Genomic DNA, 14,146 nt, shown 5'->3' on the forward strand with positions numbered 1-14,146 from the left:
AACTCTCGCATCCATCGGTTCCCCTATGATGTGGGTGACCTTTTAAGATTAATAGATGGTGATGTCGTTTATGCTTCAAAACCTCGGATGACAAGTTACGGCCTCGGTCTACTGAAATCGCGTCTTAATGGACAACCGCTCCTTCTTGATATTGATGACTGGGAGACACAATTTGATCAATTCGAAACATTTAGTACGCCCTATATTGAACGAATACCCCGCCTCATTAATTTCAATTCATTCTACTATACCCGTGCGTTGGAATCAGTCACGGATTTGGCTGATGGTCTAACAGTCTCAAATTCCCTACTACAGCAACGCTTCGGTGGACAGATCATACGACATGTACGGGACACAGAAAAATTTTCACCCAGTCGGCACTCAAAAGTCTCGTGTCGAAAAGAGTTTGACATTCCTAGCGAAGACATTGTGATATTGTTTTTTGGAACTCCGAGACCTCATAAAGGAGTAGAGAAGCTAATTGAGGCAGTGAATTTAATAGGCAATAAACGTGTTCGTCTTCTTATTATCGGTGGTGACAATTCGGACTATACGGCAAGTTTAAACCAGACAACTAATGACCGGGTTGATATTCGTGGCTACCAGCCGTTTGATTCCATTCCAAAGTGGTACGCTGCATCCGATATTGCGTGTATCCCACAGCAGCGGACAGAAGCATCAAAGGGCCAGATACCTGCTAAATTATTTGATGCAATGGCAATGGGGGTGCCGATCGTAACGACTGCTGTATCGGATATTCCAGAGATTGTTGGTGATGGCGGACTGGTTGTGGAGCCAAGTGACACGAATGAACTTTATCAAAGTCTCCAGACTCTCGTGGATGATCCTGACAGACGTACAGAACTTGGACAAATCGCTAGGAGCCGCTGTATTGAAAAATATAGCCTTAGAACTGTCCGACCAAAAATAGAGGCACTAGTTGAATCCGTCATATAAACAAGAGCGGATAATTGATTAGAATTTCACATATGGCTCGAACGTAACCCATTAATCAATACTCTGAATACACTCAACGGTGTTGGTATCCCGATGAATCTAGCCCAATCAAGTCTGAAGATATTTGTAGCTAAGATTGGGGCTGCTATTCTCAATTTTCTCGCTATTATTATCTTTTCGCGAAAGCTCGGAGCAGCCCCGCTCGGGACGTATTATCCTTTCATCGCTCTCGTCGGCATCCTATCTATCCCAACAGACTTTGGCATCTCGAGTGCTACTGAGAAGCGAATCAGCGAGGGTGCCGATAAGAGTAAATATCTCGGAACTGCGATAGCGCTTAAATTTCCACCATTAATTTTAATATCCCTATTAATACATTACTCACGTCGATATGTCACGCAATATCTCGGTGCTGACCTTACGCTCGCGCTCATTGTAGCACTGTTCGTGAGGCAAACTGCACAACTCTCTGTGACTGTACTCCGTGGCGAGATGCGCGTCGGCGAAACAGCGCTTGTAGAGATTCTTCGTCCTATTGGCTGGATTAGTTCCGGATACGTACTCTATCTACAAGGATACGGTGTCTATTCACTAGTCTATGGATACCTCGTGGGTTCAACACTCATGCTTATTGTTGGTTGGTGGAAAGTGTCAACGCCAATCTCTAATCCCACTCTCGAGCATGTAGATTCATTGATCGATTACGGGAAGTTCAGCGTAATATCATCAATCGGAGACTACTTCTACAATTGGATGGATGTTGCGATGTTATCAGTTTTTGTCGCAGTGGGGACTGCAGTTACTCGTGGCGAAATTGGCGCATACGAGAATGCATGGCGGCTATCCCTTGTCGTGATGCTGCTCAGCCAGTCGATTGCAACAGCACTCTTTCCTCAAGTTAGTCACTGGAACGCTGATGGTGCAGTTGACCAGATTGAGAGCGTCATCCCGACAGCTCTCCTCCCTGCTTTCCTCTTAGTAACTCCAGCCTTTGTCGGAATAGCAGTCCTCTCACGGGACCTTCTCAAAATAATGTTCGGGCCGGAATTCACCGTCGCTTGGTTTGTACTGATAATTCTAGCTGGTGAGAAAGTATTCCAAGCAGTCCATGTCGTACTGGGCAGATCACTCCAAGCGATTGACCGTCCGGACTTAGCTGCCTACGCGACAGCAGTTTCAATATTGGTTAATCTCGTGCTGAACGTCGTGTTGATTTGGAAGTTCGGTATTGTTGGCGCAGCGATCGCGACTACGTTATCATTCATTGTGAACACATCCCTACACGCTCATTATCTCACACAATTCTTGAATATTGATTTTCCTGTTCAAAAAGCGTTGTGGAGTATTGTCGCATCAGCCGCCATGGGGATCTGTGTCTACAGTGTACAGATCTATATCGAAATTAATACCATTATTGAACTCGGAAGCGTAATTTGCTTCGGAGTACTGGTCTATGGTTCTATTGTTCTTGTGTACTCACCAATAAGAGAAATAGCACAGCGACTTGTTTCTCCCATGATTGAATTTATACCATAAATGTCTCCAATGTTAGCATACCCCAAGGTTTTGCAATACTACTATATAGGCGTGGATGCATTTTTGAGCAAAATGGGATTGAAATACGATAACTTACTCTATTCTCGTGGCTATTTGCTCACAGAAGAGCAATACGACAATTCTGGAGCAGTGCCAGCGTCGTGGAAGTCAACCAGTGTTGGACGATATGCTATTAGGTATAGTTCTAATCTTGAGATTTCAACGAGTTCAGTCGATGATACTGAGATAGTTTGCATTGGCCGTATCCTCGACTGCCGAGCGAAAACATTCGATATAGACAAAGTTACCATGTCCCTCGGGGAACGATACGAAGAGTCAAGAGCAAAATTTTTTGATAGGTTAGACTATTTAGCTGGGCGGTTTCTTCTCCTTGTACACTCAACTGATTCAACATTTATTGTAACTGATGCGACAGCAAATCGTTCGGCATTCTATAATATTGACGTACCGGCAGTCGCTTCTCACCCCACGCTGCTTGCCGATGTAACCGGGATGTCAGAGGACCCTGACGCTGTCGCATTCCGAGACTCAAACGTTTATCAGTCACACCGCGACAGCTATTTCCCAGGTATCAAGACCCCGTACCAGTCAATTAGATCACTTACACCAAATACCCTTCTAGAAATTCCAGAAATGACGATAGAACGCTTTTATCCTCGCAGTCAGCGAACTGAACGATCGGTTGCAGATGTTGCTGGTGAAGTTGCTGAATTATTGAAATCACAAGTTCAACTTCTTTCAGATTCGAAACCACTAGCGGTTTCACTGACTGCTGGATTAGACAGTCGGCTTACGCTCGCTGCGACTCGTAACGTAGCAGATGATGTCCTTTACTACACATTAGTATTTGATGACGAGAGTCGGAAAGAGGCGGCTATTGCACGTGAACTCTGCACAGCACTTGACCTTAACCACAGGACGGTCAATGTTCCAAATAATGTAGGTGACAAGTTCTATACATTTTTCTCTGAAAATGTGGCAGGTATGTCTTCACCATTTCGAGCACGAATGGGGAAAGCCCTTCTCGAACAATACCCCTCGAACCGCCTCCATTTGAAATCCAATGTAGCTGAGGTTGGCCGAACATTCTATCGAGATAGTTATGCTTTTCTTCCTGAGGCTGATGCCGCGATGCAATCCCGTCTCTATGGGATTGCTCATGATTCCAAATTTGTTCGTGGGGCTTTCCAAGAATTTATTGAAAAGACCGCCTTTGATCCATCTGGAAATGCCGGATTTGACCCATATGATCTTTATTATTGGGAACATCGTATTGGTATCTGGCAAGGACTATCCCTCTTGGAGTGGGATATTGCGCAGGACACACACATTTTGTTTAATTGTCGACGACTTTTAGAATTAACCCTTTCCGTTCCATATGAAGACCGGCGACATAATCGACTCTTTCATAACCTTATTGAGAAACTCTGGCCAGAGACAATGACCCTACCCATTGATGCTCATGATTCAGAGAGGAAAGTAATGAGAAATTTGAAACCGATTCGTCGAATGGTTGCAACAGCACTCCTCTATCGATAATTTAGTAATGAGAGAGTGTTTACCTGTTCTGGAATAAGCAACAACCTAATTTCACCCCACACAATCCGAATTATACAGTCAAACATATTTTTGTTTGGCATACTACTGATATATTCCCAATACACACAGGCTCTTCTTTAGAACCATTACATCTATCACAACGTACCCGAATCAGTTTCTTACTCCGATGATTCATGACGTCAAAGTCCGAGATCTCCAGGTGAATACCGACGAGCGAGGTCACCTCGTGGAGGTCTTCCGCGAAGACTGGAACCTCTACGATCCCGACCCGGCGATGTCGTACTATTCGATGACTTATCCTGGTATTGTTCGTGCCTGGCACCGCCACCTCGGGGGCCAGATCGACCACTTCATTTGCCCGAAGGGACGGATCAAGGTGGGGATCTACGATGACAGAGAGGACTCCCCCACGCAGGGCGAACTGGATACGTTCGTCATCGGCGAACATAACCAGAAAGCGATCCGCATCCCCGGGGGCTGCTGGCACGGCTTCAAGGCGATCGGAGATGAGCCCGCGTTCCTGCTCAACTTCCCGTCGAAACTCTACGATTACGACGAGCCCGACGAGGAACGCATCCCCTACGACACGGACGAAATTCCTTTGGACTGGGAGGCGGAACCGCACGAGTAACCGATGAAAGGCGTACTTCTGTCGGGGGGAACGGGCTCGAGACTCCGCCCGATTACCCACACCGGCCCGAAACAGCTCGTCCCAGTCGCGAACAAACCGGTCCTCGAGTACGCGATCGAGGATCTCAAGGAAGCCGGCGTCACGGAGATCGGCGTCGTCCTCGGGCACAAGGGCCGCGAGGAGATTCAGGAACTGCTCGGTGACGGCAGTGATTACGGGGTCGACATCACCTACATCGTTCAGGGGAACCCGCTGGGACTGGCCCACGCCGCTGGTTGCGCTCGGGACTTCGTCGGTGACGACGACTTCGTGATGTACCTCGGTGACAACATCCTCAAGCAGGGGATCGCCGACCTCGTCGAGAGCTTCGAGCGCGGTGACTACGGGGCCGGAATCGCGCTGCAGGAGGTCGACACGCCCGAACAGTTCGGGATCGCCGACGTCGACGACGACGGGACCGTCACGCAACTCATCGAGAAGCCCGACGACCCGCCGACGAACCTCGCGCTCATCGGGATCTACGTCTTCTCGAACGAGGTCTTCGACGTGATCGAGCGCCTCGAGCCCTCCTGGCGGGGCGAACTCGAGATCACGGACGCGATCCAGACGCTGCTCGAGGACGGCCACTCGATCGACTCCCACGTCGTTCAGGGTTGGTGGAAGGACACGGGCAAACCCGAAGACATCCTCGAGGCCAACCGCCTCGTACTAGAAGACGAGGATCTGGTTCGGGAGGGCCGGATCGGACCCGACGCCACCGTCGAAGGCCGGATCGAACTCCACGAGACGGCGACGATCGAAGACGGGGCGGTCGTCCGCGGCCCGGTTTCGATCGGTCCCAACACCGTCGTCGAGTCGGGCACGTACGTCGGTCCGTACACCTCGATCGGCCCGGAATCGACGCTCGAGGGCGTCCACATCGAGAACAGCGTCGTCATCGGGGCGTCGACGATCGCGACCAACGGCAAGATCGTGGACAGCCTCCTCGGGCGCGGCGCGAACGTCGGCCGGGCCGACGACCAGCTGCCGGAGGGACGACGTCTCGTCGTCGGAGAGAACTCCCAGCTCAAACTCTGACAATGCGTATTATCACCCACACCTGTACGGCCTGTGGTACCGTCGTCTCGGCGAACGAACTCGAGTCGAACCGCGTCATGAAGTGTCCGGGACTCGGCTGCGAGAACGTCCTCCGGTTCACCGACCTTCCCGAGGAAGAGCGGACCTTCTTCCTCGACCACGCCGAGCAGTACGAACTCTAAAACTGCGCCGCGATCGCCTCGAGGTCCGCTTCGAGCGTCGGTTGGCGACGGTCCAGTTCCTCCTCGACTCTATGCACGTCGAGACACGTATACGACGGCCGGTCGGCGGGCCGTGAGACGTCCGACTGCTGGCTCTCGTTGAGCAACGTCTCGTCCGCGTCCTGAACCCGAACGATCTCCCGGCCGAATTCGTAGGGCGTTACGCACGAGCGACTCGCGACGTGAAACACGCCCTCGGCATCGGTCGCGAGGAGATCAAGAATCGTCGCCGCGGCCTGGCCGGCTCGAGTCGGGGTCAGCCGCTGATCGACGAACAGCGGCACCTCGTCGCCGGCGGCCAGCGTGTCGCGAACCCAGGTCGGGAAACCCACCAATTCGTTCGTATCGCCGCGGACGCCGTAGACGAACGAGAGTCGCGTCACTAGCATCGATCCGTCGACCGCTCGAACTGCCTCCTCGCCGGCGAGTTTCGATTCGCCGTAGACCTGAATCGGCTCGGCCACTGCCGCTTCGTCGTAGGGGTCGACGGCGACCCCATCGAAGACGTAGTCCGTGGAAACGTGGACGAACGGGACGCCGCGGTTCGCACAGCACTCGGCGAGGCCGCCGGGAGCGGTGCCGTTGATCTCGAAGGCAGCTTCCCGGTCGGACTCGCAGCCGTCGACGTCGGTCATCGCCGCACAATTCACAACGGCGTCGGGTCGATACTCGTCCAACAGGGTCCGGAACGTCTCCGTGTCACGGATATCGTGTTGCTCGAGCGGAAGTTCGAACGACGGCGGACTCGAGTGATAGGTTCCGACCGCGTCGATCGATCGCTTGAGACAGCGATCGACGAGCGCGCTTCCGAGCAGTCCCCCGGAACCGAGAATCAGGATCGTCATGACTGCACTGGGTTCCCGAAACTGTAAATATATGCTGGCGACACGTGATCGTATGCGAATACTCGTTACGGGGGGCGCGGGATTCATCGGCTCCAACTACGTTCACTATCTCCTCGAGAACAGCGACGACGAAGTCGTGACGTTGGACGCCCTGACCTACGCCGGCTCGCGCGACAACCTAGCGGGTGTCATCGATCACCCGCGACACGAGTTCGTCGAGGGCAACGTCTGTGACAGCGATCTCGTCGCGGGTCTCGTCGCGGACGCGGACGCGGTCGTCAACTTCGCGGCCGAATCCCATGTCGACCGCTCGATCGAAGGGGCGGCTCCCTTCGTCGAGACGAACGTCGAGGGAACCCGGACGCTTCTCGATGCTGCGGTCGAGACTGACCTCGACCGGTTTCTCCAGATCTCGACCGACGAGGTATACGGCCAGATCCTTGATGGGACCTTCAGCGAGGACGATCCGTTGAACCCGCGAAACCCCTACGCCGCGACGAAGGCAAGCGCCGATCTGCTGGCCAAGAGCTACGAGACGACGCACAATCTCCCCGTTCTCATCACCCGAACCTGCAATAACTTCGGGCCGCGACAGCATACGGAGAAACTCATCCCGAAGTTCCTCCGCAACGCCGCCGCGGGGGAGAACCTCCCTGTCTACGGCGACGGCTCGAACGTCCGCGAGTGGATCTACGTCGCGGACAACTGCCGCGCCCTCGATCTCGTCCTCCGGGAGGGCGAGGTCGGCGAAATCTACAATATCGGCTCGGGCGAAGAACGAACGAACCTCGAAGTAACGGAGGCGATCCTCGAAGCCGTCGGTGGTTCCGAAGACCAAATCACGTTCGTCGAGGATCGTGCGGGCCACGACCAGCGGTACGCCCTCGAGACAGGGAAGATCGAGCAACTCGGCTGGGAACCTGACTGGTCGTTTGAGGAGGGACTCGAGCAAACTGCCGAAATGCATATTAAAAATAAAAATGAATAAATTTTTATTGTCGGGAAAGGGAGAGACAAGCAAAGTTTGAATAATTATTGACATGAATATTTTTATATGTCAATAATATCGTCTCGTCCTAATACCAGAAATTAATATCGGTTTCAAGTACTAATTCTGTTTTCTTTGTACAGTTGGCTAACATCCTTAGAAGTGAGTGGTTCTGAATAGATTCGTACGCTATCGACAGAGGCAGTAACAAAGTTGTCATTCGGTTGTCCACCAAGGGATAATGTATCTGGTTCTCTAATCGGACCAAGAGTGCTTGCATTACGGGTTGTTACGAGTGTCTCATTTCGGTACAAATGGACTGTCTCGTGGTTCCGATCAACGACTGCTGTGACTAAGGTCCAATTTTCAAATTCCGTATTATTCATCCCAAACGCATCAACACCATTATTGTCGGCATCATAGACTCGAAATCCGAAGTAGTTGGCTTTCGATCCTGCCCAAAACCCGTATCCTCCATCACCACTACGGCGTAAAATTGTCGGATAGTCTGCGCCACTCGTCGTAAGATTTCCCTTCACCCAGAGTGATACCGAGAACGAACCATTTGCAACACCTTGAGTCCGATCATTTCTAATAACAGTTGAACCACTCCCGTTGAAGTGCAGCCCAGAGCCGTTGACGCCCTCAATCCATTCAGCACTGTCGACTGTTGCTACATCACCCCCAACCGGGTCGGAAACAGAGTTACCGTTACCTTCGTCGAATGTCCAATGGGCACGAATTTGACCGAAGTTTTCACCATTCTGAATATCGGCGACTGTAACCGACCGAGTCTCCCCAGCAGTCACGTACTCGTCGGCGTAGGGAACGGTCACGCCGTAATCGCCGTATCGATTCGTCTCGACCTGCCGTTCGTACGTGAACGTCTCCCCGTCGATTTCCACGTCGGTTTCGACGGTGATCGTCTCGTTGGCCGGGCCGCCGCCGGTCAGTCGAGCCCCCGGAACGAGTTCGAACGCCGCTCGACCCCGGTCGTCGGAGACGGACAGCGCTCGATAGTGGCCCGCCCCCGATGTTCCGTTCCCGCGACTACCCAGCCTGTCGTGCAACGTCGCCTGCGTACTCGAGGCCGGATACGTGCCGTCGATATCGTGGGTGACGACGAACCGTCCCTGTTGTTGCAATTGCCGATACCAGTCGTCAGGATCGCTCGCGGAAACGAAGTCCTTGTAATTGTCTTGTGCGTATCTATACGACGCCGACTCGCCGTTGACGAAGTAGTTGTACCGCAGGTTATCGCTCCACGGACTGAAGACGTAGTTCTGTGGGTACTCATAGCCCTGTTCATCGCTGTACTCCTCGAGCCACGTCGCCGTCTCGACCGTCGACTCCTCGGCGGTCACGTCAGCCATGTGACTCGGGACGAAGATCAGGCTGAAACTCGAGAGCAGGAGGAAGCCGCCGACGATATACGCGCTTCTGGACGGGGAGGGAAGCGATGACCGACTGATAGCGCCGTCGGCGAACGACTGCTCCTTCGATTCCGTCTCGGCTTCGCCCTGGAAGATCGTCGCCGGGTCGATCAGCTCGATCCACGAGAGGAGCGCGACGAATCCGACCCCGGCAAACAGCGCGACGAAAGGCGCGAGTTCGGCCGCGAACCGCAACTGGATCGCCGTCCAGACGAGCAGATACCAGCTGATCGTCGCGACAGCGCCCCAACCGCGGTGGTCCGACCGAAACGCCGTCCAGGTCGCCCAGCCCAGAAACGGCACCGCGAGGACGAACGCCGAGCCGAGGTAGATCACTGGCCCGAAGAGGACATTGAATTCGGCCGAGAACAGCGAGGCCGTCTCGGTGATCCCCGATCCACTGGTCCGCTGGAAGTACTCGAGTGCGCGCGTCCCGGTCTCGGAAACCGCCGGCATCGTGAGCCAGGCGATCGCGGCCACGAAACCGGCTACCCCGACTTCGCCGGCGACGACGACTCGAGTCGGCACGTCGACCCGCCAAGCCGCCTCACCGCCCGCGATAACGACTGCGCTCCCGACGAACAACAGGACGGGCGCGACGGCACGATACTGCTCGAGCCAGTCGAACCAGCCCCAGAACACGCCCGTCACCAGCGCGGACAGGCCAATGGCCGCGAGGAGGGGCCCACCGAACGCGAGCGGCGAGCGGTCGTTCGTCACGTCGGCGATCGTCTGTACCAGCACGTACAGCCCGATCCCGATCAACCAGATCGGCCCGCCGCGCCAGGCGGCGTTCTGGGCGGCCAGCGCGAGTCCGAGGCCGATCGCGCCGACCCAGCGGGCCGACAGCGCGGCGCCCGCGAGCCGAACCGTCGGATCGCGATCGACCAGCACCACTAGACTGCCGACGACAAGCGTCAGCAGCAGGTAATCCAGCGCGTGGTGATCGCCGAAGCCAAGCGAGGTGTACGTCGAGTGAATCGGGATCAACGCGAGTATGAGTATCGACGCAATCCCGATCCGGAAATCCCCGGTCAACCGCATGGCTAACGCGTAGATCACGAGCCCGGTCCCCATCGCAGCGAGGACCGGGTACCACGTCAGGACCGTCGCGACCGCGTCGGCCGAGTTCCCGAGCAGTGCCGAGCCGAGCCAGGCCAGCCAGTAGTAGAACACGTCGTTGCCGGCGACCTCGCTCGGCATCGCGCTGAGATCACCCGGGTTCCAGGGCTGGAGATCACTCACGACCAGCTGCTCGAGCCAGTAGCGGTACCGATAGGGGTCGTTCCCGGGCAATACGACCAGACCGTCCCGGTGGACGTCGCCGTAGACGGGCACGGTTCGGACGGCTCCGACGAACGTGAGTGCGAGGGCGACGAAGAGGGTACGAAGGGTCGCGAAGCCGACGACCGCGTTGCGAACGCTATCGATCCCGCCGACCCCTTCGAGCAGCGATCCGACACCCTCGTCCGAGTCGGCGTCTCGAGCGGGCGCTTCGTCACCGCCGATCACTTGCCGAACGGCCGCGGGATCCGCGAGCCGGTACTCGCCGTCAATCTTTTCGACAATCCCTTGCGACACCAACTCACCGAACGTTCCGGAGTCCAGTTCGATGTCGTCGAAGGTCCACGTCTCGGCGCCGTCGTCAGCTTCGAGGACGGCCTCCAGTGCGGCCGCGCCGTCGTCGCGTTCGGCGACGAACTCCCGGGTCGTGTCGGCAACCGCCTCGGCGTCCGTCTCCTGCATTGCTCCGAGCTATTCGAGGCAGGGCTAATGGACTTTTCGCACGGCCGACGGTTCGATCGAAGTCGCTGTCGTAATGCGTTCGCTCTCACCTCGGGGCGCCCCCGCCGGGCGATCACGTAGCCAGAAGACATATAAAAGAAAGCTGAGTGGTCTCGGATAATGCGCGCAGAACCGAAACGAGCGGGGGATCGCGAGGCCGCCCTCGACGAAATCGTACAGGGGACGTGTACGTACTGCGAGGCGAACGCCCTCGTCCGCGACACGTACAAGGGCAACGCCGCTGTGGTCTGCGAGGACTGCGGGACGCCGGCCGCGCAATTCTGGTGACGGCATCGATGCCGTCCGTTCTCGGCTACTCACGCGATAGCAATGACTGGTGAATTCCGATAGGGTTCACCGTCGTACTGCTCCGGTTTCGGGTTATCGGTTCGGATGGTGGTGAAACGCACAGACCGCTCACGGTCCGTCGCGGAAACCCGGCTCGCGGGGCACGACTGACTGGAACCGAACCGAGACCGAGGCCGTGATACGCTACCGGTTCACGGCGCTCAGGAAAAAGGACGAGAACACCGTCTGGAGGCCGATGACGATCGCGGTAAACGCAAGCAGCGCACTCATGGTGAACTCGAGGGTCATGAACCCGTTCGCGTACCACCGGTAGACGAGCCAGCCGGCGTAGGCGCTGCCGGCCGCGAACAGTGCCAGACCGATCGTGGCGCCGTTCTCGAGCGACAGCGACTGGGTTATGCGAGTCGTGATCGGATCGTCAGGCACCTGGATCGGATCGCTCGCGACGGCCGCGAAGACGCCGAGGCTCGAGACCTGGTAGCCGACGATGGTCAGTAGGCTCCCGGCGATCATCGAGTGGATGCCGAGCGTCACGTCGCCGATCGACGCCCCGGTAAACGCCGTCCCCATCACCAGCAGACCGACGACGCTCAACAGCAGTCCCGGGACCGAGAACAGGTAGCCCGGCGCGTTGACGAGCATGAATCGGACGTGGCGCCAGCCGTCTTTGAAGCTCTCGAGGGTCGCGTCGCCCTCCCGCTCGTGGTAGGTGATCGGCACCTCGGCGATCGACTTGTCCTGTGCGCCGGCCTCCATGATCATCTCGGAGGCGAACTCCATGCCGGTCGTCTGTAGTTCGAGGTCGTCGAGGCACTCCCGGCGGATGATACGAAAGCCGCTGTGGGCGTCGCTGACCCCCGCTCCGTAGAAGACGTTCAGGAACTTCGTCAGCAGCGGGTTCCCGACGTACTGGTGGAGCGCGGGCATCGCGCCGTCTTTGATCTCGCCCTCGAGGCGACTGCCCATCACCATGTCGGCGTCGCGCTCTTTCAGTTCGTCGAGCAGGCGCGGGATGGCTTCGAAGTCGTAGGTGGTGTCCGCGTCGCCGATGACGATGTAGTCGCCGCGGGCGCGGTCGAACGCGTACCGGTAGGCGTAGCCGTAGCCAGGTCGGTCGGGCTCGTAGACGATGGCGCCCATCTCGCGGCCGATCTCGGGCGTCCGGTCGCTCGAGCTATCGCTCAGGATGATCTCGGCGGTCACGCCGAGTTCGGCGATGGCGGTCTTGGCCCGGCCGATACACTCGGCGACTCCCTCCTCCTCGTTGAGCGTCGGCATGACGACGCTTATCGTCGGCGCGCGATCGCTGTCGGGTCCGAGAAGCAGTTCGTCGGCCTCGTGGAACTCCCGTCCTGCCGTACCGGACTCTCTGTCGGCCACCACCGGATCGGCCGACCCCGACGTCGAGTCGACGCCCGCCGACCGGCTCGATGTTCCTCCGTCCGACGTACTCATGCGGTCGAGCCGGGGCGTCCTGAAAGACGCGTTTCGTTCGCTTTCCATTCGTCCATATTACCCGTTCGACGTTCGTGTCGGGATATATATTTACTGGCCGAACGGTCTTCGAAAGCCGTTTAAATCGCTACGCTCCTCGGGCCGATGCCAACGAACAGCGGAGAGTTCGTCGACCGCAGTCTCGATCGCCGATCTGACGGTGAGTTACGGGCCCCCCTCACCCGTCCGACTCGCTCACGGACACCCAGAGGTGGACGGAGTACTCCGTGTCGTCCATCGACGGATCGGCCGGCACGTCGTCCTCGGGGAACAGCAGCCAGACGATCCGCTGGTTCTCGCCGGTCATCGTCGGCTCGAGGTCGTACTCGTAGTGCCAGCTCTCGTTGGCCGCGACCGTGGCACCGAACCGGTCGAGTTCGCGCTGGTCGCGGACGACCGTCTCGTTGACCGTTGTCGTCGACCCGTTCTCGAGCGTCGTCTCGTTCGCGATCACCTCGACGTCCTGCTCGAGGACCACCACCGTATACGCCGTCCGCTCGCCCTCGTGGTTGTCGACGCCGACGATCACCTCCTGGCTCTCGCCGCGGACGAACTCGCTGGGGTAGTCGTCGGCGACCAGTTCGCCGTCGTCGTCTTCCGTCAGCAGGTAGACGGCGGAGAACTGCTCGCCCTCCGGCGGTACGAGGACCGCGTAGCCGACGCTGCCCGCCGCGAGGACGATCGACAGGACGAGGAGGACGTTCAACGCAGTGTCGGCCCGCGTATCCGGCTCGAGCAGTTCCTCGCGACCGGCGGCGTACCACTCTCGGTAGGGGACCTGAAACCGCTCCGTCTCGGGGAGGTCCCACCGTCGGCGGGTCGCGACGGCCGTCGCCCCGAGCGTGAAGCCGCTGACCGCGAGCATGATCGGCCCCAGCCGAATGCCCCACGGCGTGAAGTTCAGGACGAGTCCGAGCAGCGGGACGACGGCGATACTGAGACCAAACGAGAGCGCGACCCGTTCGATGCCGTCGATACCGGCCCGCGAGGTGATCGAGTCGGTCCAGCCGTCCGCGCTGTCGGCGTCCGTCCCGTCGGCCGCATCGTCGCCGTCGGTCGAGCCGGGCGACTCGCCAGCCTCGGGAAACAGCGCCGCAACGAAGGCGTAGCCGGGGACGAACAGCACGAACGCGAGGCCGAGCGGGACCCGAAGCGGCGTCTCCCGAAGGAACGGAGTCAGCACCGCGACGTTCGTCGCGACGACGAGCGCGAGGACACCGGCGAGATCCGCCGGCAGCCGTCTGAGCGGGCGGGGAAGCAACAACCACAGCGAACGGGACGCGACCATT

The 14,146-nt window shown here is 57.2% G+C and carries 12 protein-coding genes; 8 read left to right on the forward strand and 4 right to left on the reverse strand.

What is annotated here, in order from left to right:
• Positions 1–30: 30 nt before the first annotated feature.
• The 6 genes from NP511_RS19140 (at position 31) to NP511_RS19165 (ending at position 5,964) form a co-directional block, all read left to right on the forward strand.
• Entirely contained in the window at positions 31–957 is a 927-nt protein-coding gene (locus NP511_RS19140; RefSeq protein WP_158413762.1) for a glycosyltransferase family 4 protein, read from the forward strand.
• Between the two features lie 93 nt (positions 958–1,050).
• Positions 1,051–2,493: an oligosaccharide flippase family protein gene (locus NP511_RS19145; protein WP_049966704.1), complete on the forward strand. Its 1,443-nt coding sequence runs from the start codon at positions 1,051–1,053 to the stop codon at positions 2,491–2,493.
• Positions 2,494–4,053, forward strand: a complete 1,560-nt coding sequence (locus NP511_RS19150) for an asparagine synthase-related protein (protein ID WP_136396919.1) — start codon at positions 2,494–2,496, stop codon at positions 4,051–4,053.
• A 187-nt stretch (positions 4,054–4,240) separates the two neighbouring features.
• Positions 4,241–4,705, forward strand: a complete 465-nt coding sequence (locus NP511_RS19155) for a dTDP-4-dehydrorhamnose 3,5-epimerase family protein (RefSeq protein WP_049966706.1) — start codon at positions 4,241–4,243, stop codon at positions 4,703–4,705.
• Positions 4,706–4,708: 3 nt separating this feature from the next.
• On the forward strand, positions 4,709–5,782 hold the full coding sequence (locus tag NP511_RS19160) for a glucose-1-phosphate thymidylyltransferase (protein WP_049966707.1): 1,074 nt from the start codon (positions 4,709–4,711) through the stop codon (positions 5,780–5,782).
• A 2-nt stretch (positions 5,783–5,784) separates the two neighbouring features.
• Positions 5,785–5,964: a hypothetical protein gene (locus tag NP511_RS19165; protein ID WP_049966708.1), complete on the forward strand. Its 180-nt coding sequence runs from the start codon at positions 5,785–5,787 to the stop codon at positions 5,962–5,964.
• Here NP511_RS19165 and rfbD read toward each other — a convergent pair.
• Positions 5,961–6,848: a dTDP-4-dehydrorhamnose reductase gene (gene rfbD, locus NP511_RS19170; protein WP_049966709.1), complete on the reverse strand. Its 888-nt coding sequence runs from the start codon at positions 6,846–6,848 to the stop codon at positions 5,961–5,963. The genes NP511_RS19165 and rfbD overlap by 4 nt on opposite strands.
• A gap of 52 nt (positions 6,849–6,900) precedes the next feature.
• Between rfbD and rfbB the strand changes: the two genes are divergently transcribed.
• Complete coding sequence (gene rfbB, locus NP511_RS19175; protein WP_049966710.1) at positions 6,901–7,836, forward strand: dTDP-glucose 4,6-dehydratase; 936 nt, start codon at positions 6,901–6,903, stop codon at positions 7,834–7,836.
• A 113-nt stretch (positions 7,837–7,949) separates the two neighbouring features.
• Here the strand turns inward: rfbB and NP511_RS19180 are convergent, their stop codons facing one another.
• Complete coding sequence (locus NP511_RS19180) at positions 7,950–11,015, reverse strand: LamG-like jellyroll fold domain-containing protein (RefSeq protein WP_049966711.1); 3,066 nt, start codon at positions 11,013–11,015, stop codon at positions 7,950–7,952.
• A 159-nt stretch (positions 11,016–11,174) separates the two neighbouring features.
• Between NP511_RS19180 and NP511_RS19185 the strand changes: the two genes are divergently transcribed.
• Positions 11,175–11,342, forward strand: a complete 168-nt coding sequence (locus tag NP511_RS19185; protein WP_158413763.1) for an HVO_A0556 family zinc finger protein — start codon at positions 11,175–11,177, stop codon at positions 11,340–11,342.
• Between the two features lie 204 nt (positions 11,343–11,546).
• Here NP511_RS19185 and NP511_RS19190 read toward each other — a convergent pair whose 3' ends face one another.
• Both NP511_RS19190 and NP511_RS19195 read right to left on the reverse strand, forming a co-directional pair.
• The gene (locus tag NP511_RS19190) at positions 11,547–12,818 is read right to left on the reverse strand and encodes a glycosyltransferase family 2 protein (protein ID WP_084158321.1); all 1,272 of its coding nucleotides are present in this window, start codon (positions 12,816–12,818) and stop codon (positions 11,547–11,549) included.
• A gap of 217 nt (positions 12,819–13,035) precedes the next feature.
• Positions 13,036–14,145: a DUF1616 domain-containing protein gene (locus tag NP511_RS19195; protein WP_049966712.1), complete on the reverse strand. Its 1,110-nt coding sequence runs from the start codon at positions 14,143–14,145 to the stop codon at positions 13,036–13,038.
• Position 14,146: the final 1 nt, after the last annotated feature.

It is taken from the genome of Natrinema thermotolerans (assembly GCF_031165565.1).
In the GTDB taxonomy this organism is placed as follows: Archaea; Halobacteriota; Halobacteria; order Halobacteriales; family Natrialbaceae; genus Natrinema; species Natrinema thermotolerans.